The 15,576-nt window shown below is 55.6% G+C and carries 9 protein-coding genes and 1 pseudogene; 2 read left to right on the forward strand and 8 right to left on the reverse strand.

Annotated features, from left to right (window positions below; translation table 11 throughout):
- From AC13EY_RS00600 to AC13EY_RS00630, 7 genes and pseudogenes are all read right to left on the reverse strand, one after another.
- Positions 1–140, reverse strand: a pseudogene (locus AC13EY_RS00600) (transposase); the annotation flags it as partial.
- Positions 134–889, reverse strand: a complete 756-nt coding sequence (cobA, locus tag AC13EY_RS00605; protein WP_228247664.1) for a uroporphyrinogen-III C-methyltransferase — start codon at positions 887–889, stop codon at positions 134–136. The pseudogene AC13EY_RS00600 and the gene cobA, both read right to left, overlap by 7 nt.
- 75 nt (positions 890–964) lie before the next feature.
- Positions 965–2,632: a bifunctional protein-serine/threonine kinase/phosphatase gene (locus AC13EY_RS00610; protein ID WP_228247663.1), complete on the reverse strand. Its 1,668-nt coding sequence runs from the start codon at positions 2,630–2,632 to the stop codon at positions 965–967.
- A 10-nt stretch (positions 2,633–2,642) separates the two neighbouring features.
- Positions 2,643–3,857: a nitrate/nitrite transporter gene (locus AC13EY_RS00615; RefSeq protein WP_228247662.1), complete on the reverse strand. Its 1,215-nt coding sequence runs from the start codon at positions 3,855–3,857 to the stop codon at positions 2,643–2,645.
- 357 nt (positions 3,858–4,214) lie between these two features.
- Positions 4,215–4,790 carry an ANTAR domain-containing response regulator gene (locus tag AC13EY_RS00620; protein ID WP_228247667.1) on the reverse strand — a complete coding sequence of 192 codons (576 nt, stop codon included), beginning with the start codon at positions 4,788–4,790 and terminating at the stop codon, positions 4,215–4,217.
- Positions 4,791–4,805: 15 nt separating this feature from the next.
- Complete coding sequence (locus AC13EY_RS00625; RefSeq protein ID WP_228247661.1) at positions 4,806–5,999, reverse strand: CmpA/NrtA family ABC transporter substrate-binding protein; 1,194 nt, start codon at positions 5,997–5,999, stop codon at positions 4,806–4,808.
- A 126-nt stretch (positions 6,000–6,125) separates the two neighbouring features.
- Positions 6,126–10,280, reverse strand: a complete 4,155-nt coding sequence (locus AC13EY_RS00630; RefSeq protein ID WP_410172337.1) for a bifunctional nitrate reductase/sulfite reductase flavoprotein subunit alpha — start codon at positions 10,278–10,280, stop codon at positions 6,126–6,128.
- 571 nt (positions 10,281–10,851) lie between these two features.
- Here AC13EY_RS00630 and nirB point away from each other — a divergent pair.
- Together nirB and nirD are read left to right on the forward strand one after the other, a co-directional pair.
- A complete protein-coding gene (gene nirB / locus AC13EY_RS00635; protein WP_228247660.1) occupies positions 10,852–13,395 on the forward strand; it encodes a nitrite reductase large subunit NirB in 2,544 nt (847 codons plus the stop codon).
- Positions 13,395–13,799, forward strand: coding sequence for a nitrite reductase small subunit NirD (nirD, locus tag AC13EY_RS00640; RefSeq protein ID WP_228247659.1), 405 nt, complete (start codon positions 13,395–13,397; stop codon positions 13,797–13,799). Before nirB ends, nirD begins: the two co-directional genes overlap by 1 nt.
- A gap of 568 nt (positions 13,800–14,367) precedes the next feature.
- On the opposite strand, the gene AC13EY_RS00645 is transcribed toward nirD, so the two are convergent.
- Complete coding sequence (locus AC13EY_RS00645) at positions 14,368–15,138, reverse strand: hypothetical protein (protein WP_228247658.1); 771 nt, start codon at positions 15,136–15,138, stop codon at positions 14,368–14,370.
- Between the last annotated feature and the right edge of the window lie 438 nt (positions 15,139–15,576).

The raw sequence follows: 15,576 nt of genomic DNA on the forward strand, positions 1-15,576 counted from the left end.
TTGATGCCCAGCGCCAGGTAAACCGCCTTCACCCGCACGGCACCCTCACGCACCTTGGTGTGGATGCAGTCGAGGTAGACGATGGGATAGACCGCGTCGAGCGGCCGTGACTGCCAGGCCTTCACCTCATCGGTTACGGCAGATGGCTATCGATGATCTCTAGGCATTCCCTTTTCACGCGCCCTTGTCCTGATACCTCTCCAATTACAATCACAGCAGGTGACTTAAGTCTGAAAGTTTGGGCGACGTTACTCATGTTGGCCAAATCACTTCGACACTCGCGCTGATGGGGTAGAGAGGCGTTTTCAATCATGGCGACCGGGGTGCTGGCAGTCAGCCCGCCGGCAAGCAATTCCCGTTGCACTTCTTCCAGCTTGGCCACACCCATGTAAACCACCAGGGTGGTGCCCGTCTGCGCTAGGGCCTGCCAGTTTAGGCTGCTGTCGTCCTGGGTGTGGGCAGTGACCAAGGTGACGCCTCGCGCCACGCCTCGCAAGGTCAGAGGAATGCCACATTGTGTGGCACCGGCTAAACCTGCAGTGATGCCGTTCACCAGTTCCACTTCAATACCTCGGGCGCCTAGCCATTCGGCCTCTTCGCTGCCACGGCCAAATATGCACGGATCGCCGCCCTTTAGACGCACCACACACTTGCCTTGACGCGCGTAGCGCAGCATCAAACGGTGAATGAAATCCTGCGGGGTAGAGCGGCAACCGCCACGTTTGCCGACGCCAATCACCTTTGCGCTTACACAGTGTTCGAGCACAGCTGGATTAACCAGGTCATCAATCATGACAATGTCGGCACTTTTAAGGGCGCGCACGGCCTTGAGGGTGAGCAATTCAGGGTCACCGGGACCGGCACCCACTAACCAGACTTTTGCGATCACAGGATCTTCCTTATCAGGGCTGTGTATGCGTCGCAGAGAGCTTTCACGCTTGCTGCGCTCTTGTGTTGTTTGAAGTCATGCGTGCAGCAACCAAATCAACAACAGGCCATTGACCAATAGCGAGGTCATTGCCACAACTCGCCACACTTTCAGCGGCTCTCGTTCAAGCAATGGCCGGGATCGAGTGCTAGGTTGGTGTTCGCCATGATGCAGAGCCAATAGCCACTCTTCGGCGGTTTCAAAACGCTTGGCGGGGTCGCTGGTCAAGGCTTTGTCGAGGTTGTGCACCAGCCATTCTGGAAGGTCCGGGCGGTAGCGATTAGCGGCCACAGGACTACCAAAGCGCGGGTGCTGAAACGCCTCTATTTCGCCGTAGGGGTAGTGCCCAGTAAGCAGGTAATACAGCGTAACGCCGGCGCTATAGATGTCTTGCGCAGCACTGGGCTGCGCGCCCGCATAGGCTTCCGGGGCAATAAAACTGGGCGTGCCGGGCAACTCACCCACTGCCTGATTGGAAAGTCCAGGGCAATAAGCCAAACCGAAATCCAGGATTCGCAGCTCGCCATCAGCACTGAGCAGCAGATTCTCCGGCTTGATATCCCGATGGACTATGTTACGTCGATGCAGCATGCCCAGCGCCTTTATAAGGCGCTGGGCGATTTCCAGCCATTGATTAAGGCCGAAGGTGCCGTGCATGTGATAGTGCTCGGCCAGGGTGATGCCGGAGTATTCGCGCATCAGGTAGTAAAGGTGCTGACGCTGGTTGGCGTGGTGCACTTCGGGAAAGTAACGCCCGGCCACCCGCCGCAGAAACCACTCTTCCTGCAATAGGGCATTCCCTGCTGTGCTGTCACTTTCCCTGCTGGCTGGTAGGGTTTTTAACAGCCAGGGTTGTTGCTGTTTGTCATACACCCGGTACAGCACTGACTGCCGGCTTTGCCCCAAGAGGGCTTCCACCTGCCAACCTTCAAATAGCTGCCCGGGTTTTAAAACTGGTGGAACTGGCCATTGCTCCAGCTGCCCCAGAGTGTCGCTCAAGCTGATCTCTCCCAGCTCATCGACCCGCACCAACACAGCACTTGCGTTGTCCTGGCTGCCAGCATGATGGGCAGCGCTAACCAGAGCCTGGGTGGCTGCTTGCAGTTGCTGTTCATCACACAGAATACTGGCAATCGAGGCCTCACTTAAGGTGGCCCAAACGCCATCGCTGACTAGCAGGAAACTCTCGCCAGGGCGTAACTCACCATTCAGGTAATCCACTACTACATGCTGCTCCAAGCCCATGGCTCGCTTGAGCACATGCTGCATACCCGGTTGGCCCCAGACGTGGTCTTCACTGATGCGCTGTAACTGCCCGCAAAACCAGCGGTACACCCGGCAGTCGCCGATATGCGCGAGCGTAAAGTACCTGCCGCGCAGCACCAAAGCGCTGAGGGTTGTGAGCAGCGGCTGGCCGCCGCCATTGGCATGTAACCAGCGGTTTTGTGCCAGCAGCAGACGGTCCAGGGCTTGCGCCACGCCCCAGGTTTCGGGGGTTGCGTAATAATCGTGAGCCAGGGCTTGCAAAGTTGAACGTGCAGCCAGGCCGCCGTCTGCGCATTGGCTTACGCCGTCAGCCAAGGCAAATAAAAACCCCTTGCTGCCAGCCAGCGAAGGCGCCGGAGTGACCAAGCGCACCGCGTCCTGGTTTTCCGCGCGCGGTCCGCTGGCGCTGTACTCGGCGCAGCTCAGTCGTAGGCCCATGATGGTTTACTCAGACCCTTGCAGCAGTCAAAGCAGCCGAACCCCACGTGGTTCTCCAGCGATTTTTCACGCCGTGCAAACCAAACCAAGCAATTAGACCCAAGCTGGCAAATAACCACAGTCCGATTTGGTAGTCGCCGGTATTCTGTTTGATTGCTCCGAGGCCAGCAGCCAGGAGGAAACCGCCTATACCGCCGGCCATACCGATAAGACCGGTCATCACGCCAATCTCTTTACGAAAGCGCTGTGGCACCAGTTGGAACACGGCACCGTTACCTGCACCCAATCCCAACATGGCGCTAACGAACAAGGCCAATGCCGCCACTGAACTGGAAAGATGGAAGCCCACCGCCGCAATACAAATGGACGCCACTGCATACATACCAAGTAAGGTGCGAATACCGCCGAAGCGGTCAGCGAGGGCTCCGCCCAATGGGCGCATCAAGCTACCACCAAACACGCAGGCCGCAGTGTAGTAACCGGCTGTGACCGGGCTAAGGCCGTATTGGTCGTGGAAATAACCAGGCAGAGCGCTGGCAAGGCCGATAAAGCCGCCAAAGGTGACGCTGTAGAAGAACATAAACCACCAGCTATCACGGTCGCCCAGAGCCTTGAAGTAATCGGCCATGGATTTTGCTTTGCTTCGATTGGGTGCGTTGCGCGCCATCAAGGCGAAGGCTATCAGGGTCAGTAGCAGCGGGATCAGAGCCAGGCCAAACACATTGTTCCAGCCAAAGGCGGTGGCTAACACGGGGGCAGCCAAGGCGGCGATAACAGTTCCAGAGTTACCCGCCCCGGCAATGCCCATAGCTTTGCCTTGGTGCTCTGCAGGGTACCACTGCGAAGCCAGCGGCAAGGCCACGGCAAAAGACGCACCTGCCATGCCGAGGAATACGCCCAGCAGCAACGCTTGTTCATAGCTATGGATGCCCAGTTGCCAAGCTGCCAGCAGTGCACCGATGACCACTACCTGACCGAAGATGCCTGCAGTTTTTGGCGACAACTGATCCGCCAGCATGCCCATAAAAAAACGCAATAGAGCGCCAGCAAGGATCGGCGTAGCCACCATAAATCCGCGTTGCTGAGTGGTTAATTGCAGGTCTGTAGCAATCTGAACTGCCATTGGGCCTAACAGGTACCAAACCATAAAGCTCAAATCGAAATACAAGAAGGCGGCAAACAACGTTGGGGTGTGACCGGCTTTCCAGAAACTGTTGGTGTTCATTCCCAGCACCTCATCTGCAAATAGGTAGTTATGTTTGCAGGTGGGTAGCTTGGAAAGCTGCCCACCAAGCCCCGTTTCCAAGGCCATAAACGCAAAAACGCCGCAGTCCCAAGTTCGCTTTAGCGAGGGGAGTGCGACGTCATTGTCGTGATGGGGCAACCGCCGTTGGCTACCTGTAAGAATAGTAAGCAGCTTCTATGCCATTATGTATTGGGGTCTCTAGATCAATGGTTTCGCTTCTGTTTACAGAGCCTTTCAGGCTGAACGCCATCGCTCTTGGTGCAGTGTGCTGTGTTATGGAGCAGGCGCAGCGTTTGGTTTTCTTAGAGGCCTATCGGGCAGTTACTGTTTTTACGGTTAACCCAGCAACTCATTCATCGCGATAATCTGCTCTGCCACCTGAATCAGCTTCTGTTGTTTGCTCATGGCTTGGCGACGCATCAGGGTGTACGCATCCTCTTCGTTGCAGTCTTTCATCTTCATCAACATGCCTTTGGCTAATTCAATCCGTTTGCGTTCAGCCAACTGCTGGTCTCGGGCGTGCAGTTGCGAACGCAGCATCTGGTCGCTTTCAAAGCGCGCCATGGCCACGTCCATGATCGGCTGCAGGCGCTGGGCATGAATGCCTTCGACGATATAGGCGCTCACCCCAGACTTAATCGCCTGGCGCATGACACCGGGATCGTGTTCGTCTGTAAACATCACAATCGGCCGTGGCTGATCGCGGGTCACAAGCACCACCTGTTCCATCACATCGCGGCTTGGTGACTCAGTGTCGATCAAAACCACATCCGGCCGCACGGATTCAACACGGGTGGGCAAGTCGATGGTCAGCCCAGATTCGTCGATCACTTCAAAGCCCGCTTCGCTCAAGGCAGTGCGCAAACGTCCAACTTTTTTGGATGTGTCGTTGATCAGCAAGATACGTAGCATGGCGGCCATCTTCAGTCAGTGGTCATTGAGGGCATGCAGGGTAAAACTGCGGGCATAGCCGGCAGGGTCGGCACCATTCCATACGCTTCCATCAAGCAGGCGGCTGCTGCGTATTGCGGTATCAGGCACAGGAATGTTCAGGGCGGTTGCGGCGGCGCTGTACAGCTCAGTTTGCTGTACCTGGCTAGTGACGGCGAGATAGTCAGGGTCCTCGCGCAGCAAACCCCAACGACGGAATTGAGTGAGAAACCACATCCCGTCCGACAGGTAGGGAAAGTTAGTGGCACCGTTGTTATGAAAGCGCAAGGAGTGAGCATCATGCCATCGATTGCCCAGGCCATCGCAGTACTCGCCTAGCAGGCGCGGTTCGACACTCGATAACGGTGCATCGAGGAACTCACTGCAGCTCAAAAGTTGTGCTGTGCTACGGCGGTTTTCGAGGCTTTTCTCAATAAACCGGCTGGCATCCAATACCGACATCACCAAAGCGCGGGCGGCATTGGGGTTTTGCTCAACAAATTCGCGTGTGCAGGCCAAGACTTTTTCCGGATGGTCCGGCCAGATTGCTTGGCTGGTGGTTAGGGTAAAGCCCTGGCCATGCTCCACGGCATGGGCAGACCAAGGCTCGCCCACGCAAAAGCCATCAATGCGTCCGGCTTCCAAATGCGCGAGCATTTGCGGCGGCGGCACTATCACGCTGTTTACATCCTGCAGCGGGTGAATGCCCTGGCTGGCCAACCAGTAATAAAGCCACATGGCATGGGTGCCGGTTGGGAAAGTCTGGGCGAAGGTAAGTTTTGTGCCTTTTTGGTGCGCGTGCTGTTGCAGTGCACTGGCGCTGGTCACGCCAGCTTCTTTCAGTGGCTGTGACAGATTGATGCTCTGGCCATTCTGGTTCAAACCCATAAGTATGGCCATATCAGTTGCAGCGGCGCCGCTGATACCCAACTGAATGGCATAGATCATACCGTACAGGCTGTGGGCAGCGTCCAGTTCGCCGCTAAGCAGCTTGTCATTTATGCCTGCCCAGGAGGTCTGGCGTCTGAGATTGAGGGTTAAGCCGTAGGGCTGGCCAAACCCCTGTGTGGCTGCCACGACCATGGAGGCGCAGTCCGTCAGCGGCATATAGCCGATATTAAGGGCATTCTTTTCTGGAGCATCGCTGCCCCCAACCCAGGCCAGAGAGTGCATATGCAGGCCATCGCTCATAGGGGTATTCCTGAAAACCTAGACCGCAAAAAGCACAGCAATTGCTGTGCCGTGGTCGTGTTAGGTGGGTTCACTTTTTGATCTGTGTAGGAGCGGTTTCAGTCGCAATCCCAGCAAACACGGGCATCAATACACATCGCGCAAATACCGCCGCTCTTTGCTCATACCGCTTACGTACAGGGCGGCAGCGCCACTGCTCATTTTCCCATGTACATGCACGATCTTTTTTAGGGCGGCGTCGACGTCTTTGGCCATGCGTGCGGCGTCACCGCAGACGCATACCGATGCACCTTGTTGCAGCCAGCTCCACAGCAACGCGCCATGTTCGAGCATGCGTTGTTGCACATAGATTTTTTCTGCCTGGTCCCGGGAGAAGGCAGTGTCTAGACGAGTGAGTAGGCCGCTAAGTTGCCAGTTACGCAGTTCATCGTGATAGTAAAAGTCGCTTTCGGCGCGTTGTTCGCCAAAGAACAACCAGTTTTTGCCAATTCCGCCTTGGGCTTGTCGCTCCTGCAGAAAGGCGCGGAACGGGGCAATTCCGGTTCCTGGGCCAATCATGATCAGCGGCATCTGCGGATCTTGCGGGGGGCGAAAGTGTGCCGAGCGTTGCAGAAATATCCTTGCGCCTTGGCTCTCTGCACGGTCGGCTAGAAAGGTTGAACAAACGCCGCCACGCTCCTTGTTCTGGTGCCGGTAGCGCACGGTAGAAACGGTGATATGCACTTGATTCGGATGCGCTTTAGGGCTCGATGAAATGGAATATAGGCGCGGCTGCAGAGGTTTGAGAAAGCTCAGCAGTTCGTTGTTGTTGAGGTGTATGGGGAACTCCAACAACAGGTCGAGCAATTGACGTCCCCAGAGCCAATCCTTGAGGTCGTTTTGTTCGCCGCTGCGCAGCAGCTCCGCCAAGAGCGGACTGGCCGAGCGCTCGCATAACCATTGCAGTTGCTGAGGGGTGATTCGGGCGATTTCCAAATGCTCCTCAAGGGCTATGCGCAAGGGCATGGGTGGTTGTTCTTTCAGTTCAACGCTGCAATTACCATCAAGCTGCAAGGCCTCCAGAAAGGCGTTGACCTGCTCTGGGCAATTTTTTGGCCATACACCCAGGGCATCCCCGGCTTGGTAGGGGAAATCGTGGTCGCCGAGATCGAAGACGATATGGCGGGTTTCCTTCTGCGCCCCCGGGCTGTTGAGAATGCGGTTTTCTAGCAATCGACTGGTCAGCGGGCTGTGACGGTTATAGCGACTGCTCTCGACGGAGGCTTGCAGCACGTTGTAGTTTTTTTCCATTGTGGCAATGGACCCGCTTGGCATGGTTGTACAGATTTTTTCCAGCCATTGCTCAGCGACTTGTTGAAAGTCTGGTTCGCAATCTTGTCGCGGGTGCAGGCGTTCGCCGCCAAGGGCTGCTAGGCGCTCATCCAGCTTGCGACCAAAACCACAGAATTGGTCGTAATTGGAGTCGCCTAGCGCCAACACGCTGTAACGGATGTTTGCCAAGGCTTGGGCTTCGGCATTTTCTAGGCTGGCCCAAAAACTGATGGCATTGTCCGGTGGCTCGCCATCGCCAAAGGTGCTGGTCACCAAAAGTACGCAGGCAGCGCCTCGCAGGTCCTCCAGCTCGGCGTTATCCATAGCCAACATGCGCGCGCGTTGGCCTTTACTGACTAGGCGTTGTGTGAAGGCTTCGGCCAAGCCTTCGCTATTGCCGGTTTGTGAGGCCCACAGCACCAACCACTGCGGGCTCATCAGGTCAGCTTGTGTTGCGCTAAGCAGTCCTGACGTATCGCTGGTCATAGTCACACCGGCGCTTTGGCGAGAAAACAATCCTGCCAACATGCCGTCCAGCAAGAGGCGTTTGTTTTCCGTTAGCGGTGCACTGGTGGGTAGGGTAGGTACGCCACTTAAACACCCTTCAACGCTACTGAGACCCAACAGATAACCCTGCATATAAAGCTGCTCGGCAGCGTTTAGTTGCAAATTTGCCGGGGGGTCGAGGTTTAGCAGGCGAGCAAAGGCATTGGTCTGCATGGGGTGGGGCTCCTCGGAAACAGTTGTCCCTAGAATGGACAGCGCAGATCTGACGGCTTTTAGATTGACTGCGCAGAACTTGAATGCCGGCTGAAAGGATATGGGGTCTATGTCGTCGCTGGTCACAGCGTTAATGGCCAGCTGTTCACCAAACACATCGTTCCAGTGGAAGGGCGCAAAGCAGTTGCCTGGGCGCACACGGTCGCTGATTAGAGCTGGTAGTACCGCGACGCCATGGCGGGAGCGAATTTCCACGTCGTCGCGTTCATTAATGGCCAGGCGGGTGGCGTCGCTCGGGTGAATTTCTACAAAGGGGCCGGGATGGAGTTTGTTCAGCGTGGGCACTTTGCCGGTCTTGGTTAGGGTGTGCCAATGATGCTGCAAGCGACCTGTATTGAGCACCAGAGGGAATGCCTCGTCGGGCAGTTCTGCAGGCAGCAAATGGGGGCGTGCAAAGAACTGCGCTTTGCCGCTTTCTGTTGCAAACACTAGTGCAGGTTGGCTGCCATCTGCAGCCAGTTTCAAGCATTGACTGACATTGTTATTCAAGTAACGGATTGGATTGCGCGTGACCGCATTGCTATCGGCAATAGGCCATTGAAGCGGTTGCTCGCGTAGGCGTTCATAGCTGGCACCACGAATGTCATAGCCGGTTTGGGGGTTCCAGCAGCGTTTGATTTCTTCAAATACTTCGCTTGCGCTGGTGTAGCTAAACGCCTCGCTGTAGCCCATGGCGCAGGCTACACGGGCGATAATTTCCCAGTCAGGCAAGGTATCGCCTGGCGGCATTACGGCTTCCTGCATTAGCGTAAGGTTGCGCTCGGAGTTGATCATCACCCCCTCGGCTTCCGCCCACAGCGCCCCTGGTAGCAGGATGTCGGCGTAGCGATTGGTTTCGGTATCCAGGTAAGCGTCCTGAGTGATTACCAGTTCTGCCTTTTGCAATGCCTCAATCACGGTTTTGCGATTGGGCACACTGGCCACCGGATTGGTACAAATAATCCAACAGGCTTTAACTTCACCAGCGGCCATGGCCTCGAATAGGGCCACCGTGCCATCGCCACCCTCACTGCGCAAACTGCCGGGCTTGAGGGCCCAAATTCGTTCAATGAACGCACGGTCCTCTGCTATCAAGGCAGAGCGTTGTCCTGGTAGGCCTGGGCCCATATAGCCCATCTCGCGCCCACCCATGGCATTAGGTTGGCCGGTAAGGGAGAACGGCCCGCTGCCTGGACGGCAAATGGCGCCGGTGGCAAGGTGCAAGTTACATAGGGCGTTGGTGTGCCAGGTTCCTTGTATGCTTTGGTTAAGGCCCATGGTCCAGCAGCTCATCCAGTTTTTTGCTTCACCTAGCCATTGCGCAGTCTGGCGAATATCAGCCTCGTTCAGGCCGGTGATGGCGGCGACTTTTTCGGGCGAGTAGTCCTCAAGAAAACTCGGCATTACATCCCAGCCTTCGGTGAATTCAGCTATAAACGCTGGGTCGGTATGGCCGTTTTTCATCAGTAAATGAAGCAAACCATTGAGCAGCGCCAGATCTGTGCCCGGGGCGATTTGTAGGTACAGACTGGCCTTTTCTGCAGTGGCAGTGCGCCTCGGGTCGATGACGATCAGCTTGGCCCCGGTCTTAACTCGGTCGAGCAGGCGCAGAAATAGGATTGGATGGCAGTCGGCCATATTGGAACCGATCACTAAAAACACATCGCTGTGTTCAAAGTCGCTGTACGCGCCGGGTGGGCCATCGGCACCGAGGGATTGTTTGTAGCCGCTGCCGGCGCTGGCCATACACAGCCGAGAGTTGGATTCGATATGGCTGCTGCGAATAAAACCCTTGGTAAGTTTGTTGGCCAGGTACTGCGCCTCCAAGGACATTTGCCCACTGACATACAGGGCCACGGCATCCGGACCATGCGCGTCAATGATGTCGCGCAGGCGCCTGGCGGTAGTATCGATGGCTTCGTCGATGGCCACGCGCATCGGGTCGCAGCTGCGCGCCTGGCGCACAAACGCGTACTCCATACGTCCACTGTTAGCGACGGCTTGGCCGCAGGTAGTGCCCTTGGTGCACAGGCGACCGAAGTTACTTGGGTGCTGTTTATCTCCGGAAACTTTGACGATCAGGTTGTCTTCTACCTGCATAACAATGCCACAGCCCACCCCACAGTAAGGGCATACGCTTCGCACTGTTTTGCTGACCGTCGGTTTTGCTGACATCGTCGTATCCATCTGTGGAAACGACAAAGGCGCCATGCTGCTCCTCGTCTTTTAACGGGAACTGCACGGCGCCTTTGTCGTGTGTATTGCTTGAATGTTTCGACCATCTTCGTTGACGGCCTTTGCGTATACGAAGCAATGGTTGGGCCAAAAGCATCGCAAACTCTTACGCGGCACAGTGTGAGCGGCTTCAGTTGCGAGTTCTTGACTTTAAAAGCATCGAAGCTGAAACCACTTAGACGAGTACTTTGTGATGTCTAAATTGCGTCACATTGGGGCGATAGATCGAAAACTGCACTGTTTTAGTTCTGAATTGGTACGTGAGCTAATTCCCCTGTCTGGCAGGAAGCCCGTAAATGTGGCGTTTGCAGAAGGCTAATAAATTTCTGGCACAGCCACTGCATAGTCTCGATCAGCTCACTGCCATTGCGTAGGTGAGGCACCCCGTCGATCAATGGCGATCGTTGACTGAGAAAAGTCCGGGTGACAAGGACTGCATCAGGCGTATAGGCCGGCAGTACGAACAGGCAAAGGCGCCTGGAACCTCTTGGTTCCAGGCGTTTTTTTTTGCTCAAAACAAACCGTAGCGGCGTGGGCGGATTTACACATGAACAGTACAGATCTTCAGCAATTGGTCATCATTGGCAACGGCATGGTTGGTCATCACTGCTTAGAACAGTTAGTTCAACGCGGTGCGTTGAGCCGCTACCAGATTCATGTGTTCAGCGAAGAGCCGCTGCGCGCCTACGACCGTGTGCACCTGTCCGAATACTTCGGTGGCCGCGATGCAGAATCCCTCGCCCTTGGCGACTCGGCGCTTTATCAAACCCCAGGTGTCACTCTGCACCTGAGTGTGCCGGTGCTGGAAATCGACCGCGACAGCCGCAAGATAATTACCGCAAATGGTTGCGTGCTCTATGACCAGCTTGTACTGGCAACCGGCTCGTTCCCCTTTGTGCCGCCGATTGAAGGTGCCGCCGGTAACTCTCGATTGGTCTACCGTACTCTGGCCGACCTCGATACCATCCAAGCAGCCGCCAAGAACGCCCGCCGTGGCGTAGTGGTGGGGGGCGGTTTACTCGGTCTGGAAGCGGCCAACGCCCTTAAGAGTTTGGGCTTGGAAGCCCATGTGGTGGAGTTCGCTCCACGTTTGATGCCTGTGCAGTTGGATGACCACGGTGGCCATGCCCTGAAGTCGCGTATCGAAGCCCTTGGCGTTAGCGTGCATTTATCTCGCAGTACCCAGTCGATTTCAGCCGGCTGCGAATATCGCTACCGAATGAACTTCGCCAACGATGAGTTCTTGGAAACAGACCTGATCGTTTTCTCCGCAGGCATTCGCCCTCAGGATGCCCTGGCCAAACAATGCGAATTAGAGCTAGGACCACGTGGCGGTATCGCCATCGACAGCCAATGTCGCAGCAGCGACGCTAACATCTACGCTATCGGCGAATGTGCGGCATGGAATGGCAGCATCTTTGGTTTGGTTGCGCCGGGTTACCAAATGGCCCGCAGCGTAGCCGCGCAGCTATGTAACGAAGCAGCTGACCCGTTTATGGGGGCTGATATGTCGACAAAGCTCAAACTACTTGGGGTCGATGTCGGTTCCATTGGCGATGCCCAGGGCACCATTGCCGGATCGCGCAGCTACCGCTTTATTGATGAGGCCAGCGGCAGCTATCGTCGCTTGGTGGTTTCTGCCGACGGCAAGCAAGCCCTGGGAGCGGTTTTGGTAGGAGATAACAGCTACTACGACACCTTGCTGCAATATGTACAAAACGGCATTACTCTTCCTGCCGATCCCTCGTCGTTGATTTTGCCCCGGAGCGAAGCCGCACCTACGCTAGGCGTCGATGCCCTGCCAGCCACTGCCACCGTATGCTCCTGCCATAACGTCAGTAAAGGGGCGATCTGCAGCGCTATCGACGCTGGTTGTGACGACCTTGCCGGCCTCAAAACACAGACCAAAGCCGCCACTGGTTGCGGTGGTTGCGCCAGCTTGCTTAAGCAGGTGTTCGAGCATGAGCTTACTGCTCGTGGCGTTAGCGTTGACAAGAGCTTGTGCGAGCACTTTGCATTCACCCGTCAGGAGCTTTACTCCGTGGTTCGTGTTGAAGGCATCGAAACCTTTGACGAACTGCTGGCCCGCCATGGCAAAGGCCAACTGGGTTGTGATATCTGCAAACCGGTCGTGGGCTCCATTCTGGCGTCGTGCTGGAACCGCCAAATTCAAGAGCCCTGGCTGGTACCACTGCAAGACACCAACGACACCTTTATGGCCAACATGCAGAAGAACGGTACCTACTCAGTGGTGCCGCGGATTCCCGGTGGCGAGATCAGCCCAGATGGTTTGATTGCAATTGGTGCAGTGGCGAAAAAGTACGACCTGTATACCAAGATCACTGGCGGCCAGCGTATCGACCTGTTCGGCGCGCAACTGCACGAACTGCCAGATATCTGGGGGGAGCTGATTGCTGCCGGCTTTGAAACTGGTCACGCCTATGGCAAGTCCACCCGCACTGTGAAAAGTTGCGTGGGCAGTACCTGGTGCCGTTATGGCGTGCAAGATAGTGTCCAAATGGCTTTGAGGATTGAGGACCGCTACAAGGGTCTGCGCTCACCGCACAAGCTTAAATTTGCGGTATCTGGTTGTACCCGCGAATGCGCAGAAGCGCAAAGCAAAGACGTTGGCGTAATCGCTACTGAGAAGGGCTGGAACTTGTACATCAGTGGCAACGGCGGTATGCGCCCGCGCCACGCCGAATTGTTCGCCACCGACCTCGATGACGACACTTTGATCCGCTACATCGACCGCTTCCTGATGTTCTATATCCGCACAGCCGACAAGCTGCAACGCACGTCTGTATGGCGCGAAAGCCTGGAGGGCGGTTTGGACTATCTGAAGGCCGTGATTATCGACGACAGCTTGGGGCTGGCTGCAGAGTTGGAAGGGCAGATGCAGTTAGTGGTTGACCGCTATGAATGCGAATGGGCCAACGCCCTAAAAGACCCAGAAAAGCTCAAACGCTTCCGTACCTTCGTCAACAATAACGGCGCTGACCCAGATATTCAGTTCGTCAAAGAACGCGGCCAACGCCGCCCGATTCGTGCAGAAGAGCTGCACCTAGTAGCCGCAGAGGAGATTGTCTGATGAGCCAAGCTAATACTGCCGCTGTTGCCCAATACACCTACTGGCAAACCTTATGTCGCCGTCAGGACTTGGTCGCTAATTCCGGCGTGGTGGCTTGGTTGAATGGCGTCCAAGTGGCGCTGTTCTATCTGCCCAATGAGCCGGAAGGTAATCGCTTGTTCGCAATTGAAAACCGCGATCCGAAGTCGGGCGCAAATGTGATTGGTCGTGGTTTGGTGGGTAGCTTGGCTGGAGATTTAGTGGTGGCTGCGCCGCTTTATAAACAGCACTTTCGCTTACAAGACGGCACTTGCCTCGAATATCCTGAACAAACGTTAAACGTCTGGCCGGTGCGCTTTAATGGAGACGCCGTTGAGGTGCAGCTCCCCTCAAAGCAAAAAGTCGAGGGTGCAATTTGGGGTTGATTAACCCACAAATTATTATAAAAGCCTGATCTTGCTGACCCCTGCCAGCCATGACTGGCAGAGGTCGGACATTAGCGTTCGTCACATGTTTAAATCGACATGGCCACAAAATTTTGGTTGCCGGCAATCACGACGATGCAATCGAAAAGCACCCCGAGCTGATTCCAAAACTGCTTCCGACCACCCATTACCTTCAGGACAGCGGAGTAGAAATCGGGGGAGTTAAGTTCTGGGGATCACCGTGGACACCCCGCTTTCACGGAGGCGCATTCATGCTAGATCGAGGGAGTTCTTTGAGATCACAGTGGGGTCTTATTCCAGATGACACCGACGTCCTGATTACGCACGGGCCGCCCTACCTGAGCGGTGGCAGAGCCATAGATGGAATGCTCATTATCAACGTAGGTTGTGAAGAACTATATTACCGCACCCGAGACATGCCCCTGCAGACACACGTATTCGGACACATTCCAAGCCCGCTCAGCGCGGGCCTTTTTGTGCGATCACTTATGGCCCAAACAATGGTCGCGGTAGGCACGACAGTTACATTCGCCATTAGCTGAGCAGTTCAAAGCTGCTCAACATTCTCCATAGTTATCTGATCCAGGGACTGACCAGAAGCCTGCTCTCCCAGCCTGAGAATCAGTCGCTTGACCGCTTGCTCCAACCAGTTTTTTTCAATAGGGGAAAGCTCATCAAAGCCCGCTGACTGTGCTTTCCTGGCCGTCAAGGCACTACCGCGTTCGCTACACAGATCGCCCATTTTGGTACGCACTGCCATATCGATTTTAAACAGTTCGCAGGCCTTTGCTCTGCTGCCTGCAATTCGCTCGACGAGCGTGATGACGAAGTACGCCATGGCCTGCAATGGCTCCTGCCCATTTCGGTAGCTCAACCATCGCCGATAGGCATGTTGGGCATGCTCCGACGCACTAAAGCGCTCTGGCGGTTCGGGGTAACGCCCAAGAGCCACATGGAAATGGAAGTTATCGGCGATAGCAACCCCTGAGCAGATGCCTACTGCCTGTACAACTTGAGGCTTTCCTGGTGGCGGGGGATTACGATCAATCAAATCAACGTGGGAGTATGTGAATCTAATCGTTCCAGGATTCTTCTTGAGATCCGCCTCAATCTCCCAAGCACGAAGAAATCCGTCAATAGCCTGGCAAGCTTCCTGGCCGCTACCAAAATGCTCGGCTGGGACAACCTTCAGCACTCCGTCCGAGAGACAGTACTCGCCAAGATGGTTCTGGAACGTCAATGGATCCGGATCCTTGTAGGAGATGTCCTCGCCGGAGCTGACCTTGAAGTAGACCGCCTCTACATGTGGATCTCTCACACTGCCTCCTTATCGGGCAATCAAACGTCCTGAGCTGGGCACCTGGAGATCGCCGACGCTACCGCAACGGGTGCGGCGGTGCCGTCTACCGGCTTCTGCCACACAAGTAGCGCGGCTTTCAGCAGGGCTTTAGCTCGACTTTCAATGGCCAGATCGTCCCATGTCGCAAGCTCTGCCTGGTGGAAGTAGGTATTCAACAGAAGAGCGCTTTGACCTAGCCGAGATCGTTTGCCCAGAACCTGCTCGCCTTCAACACCTACGGTATCAGCAAAGGGGCCATTGCTGATTGAGCTGGTTCTGAACCGCCCCGGGTTTCGCGGAGGCTGTTTGGTTTAAGTCAAGCCGCCACCTTGGAAGCCTGACTGGCTAGTTGCCGATAGTAGTTTGCCTCAGCCTCTGCCGGCGGTATATATCCGATGGGTTCGAGCAGTCGCTGGT

The organism is Halopseudomonas sp. L-58 (assembly GCF_056859475.1).

Coding starts and splice junctions, on each gene's coding strand:
- AC13EY_RS00625 (WP_228247661.1), bottom strand. CDS start 5,999: ATGAGCGATGGCCTGCATATGCACTCTCTGGCCTGGGTTGGGGGCAGC.
- AC13EY_RS00630 (WP_410172337.1), bottom strand. CDS start 10,280: ATGGCGCCTTTGTCGTTTCCACAGATGGATACGACGATGTCAGCAAAA.
- nirD (WP_228247659.1), top strand. CDS start 13,395: ATGAGCCAAGCTAATACTGCCGCTGTTGCCCAATACACCTACTGGCAA.
- AC13EY_RS00615 (WP_228247662.1), bottom strand. CDS start 3,857: ATGAACACCAACAGTTTCTGGAAAGCCGGTCACACCCCAACGTTGTTT.
- nirB (WP_228247660.1), top strand. CDS start 10,852: ATGAACAGTACAGATCTTCAGCAATTGGTCATCATTGGCAACGGCATG.
- AC13EY_RS00620 (WP_228247667.1), bottom strand. CDS start 4,790: ATGCTACGTATCTTGCTGATCAACGACACATCCAAAAAAGTTGGACGT.
- AC13EY_RS00610 (WP_228247663.1), bottom strand. CDS start 2,632: ATGGGCCTACGACTGAGCTGCGCCGAGTACAGCGCCAGCGGACCGCGC.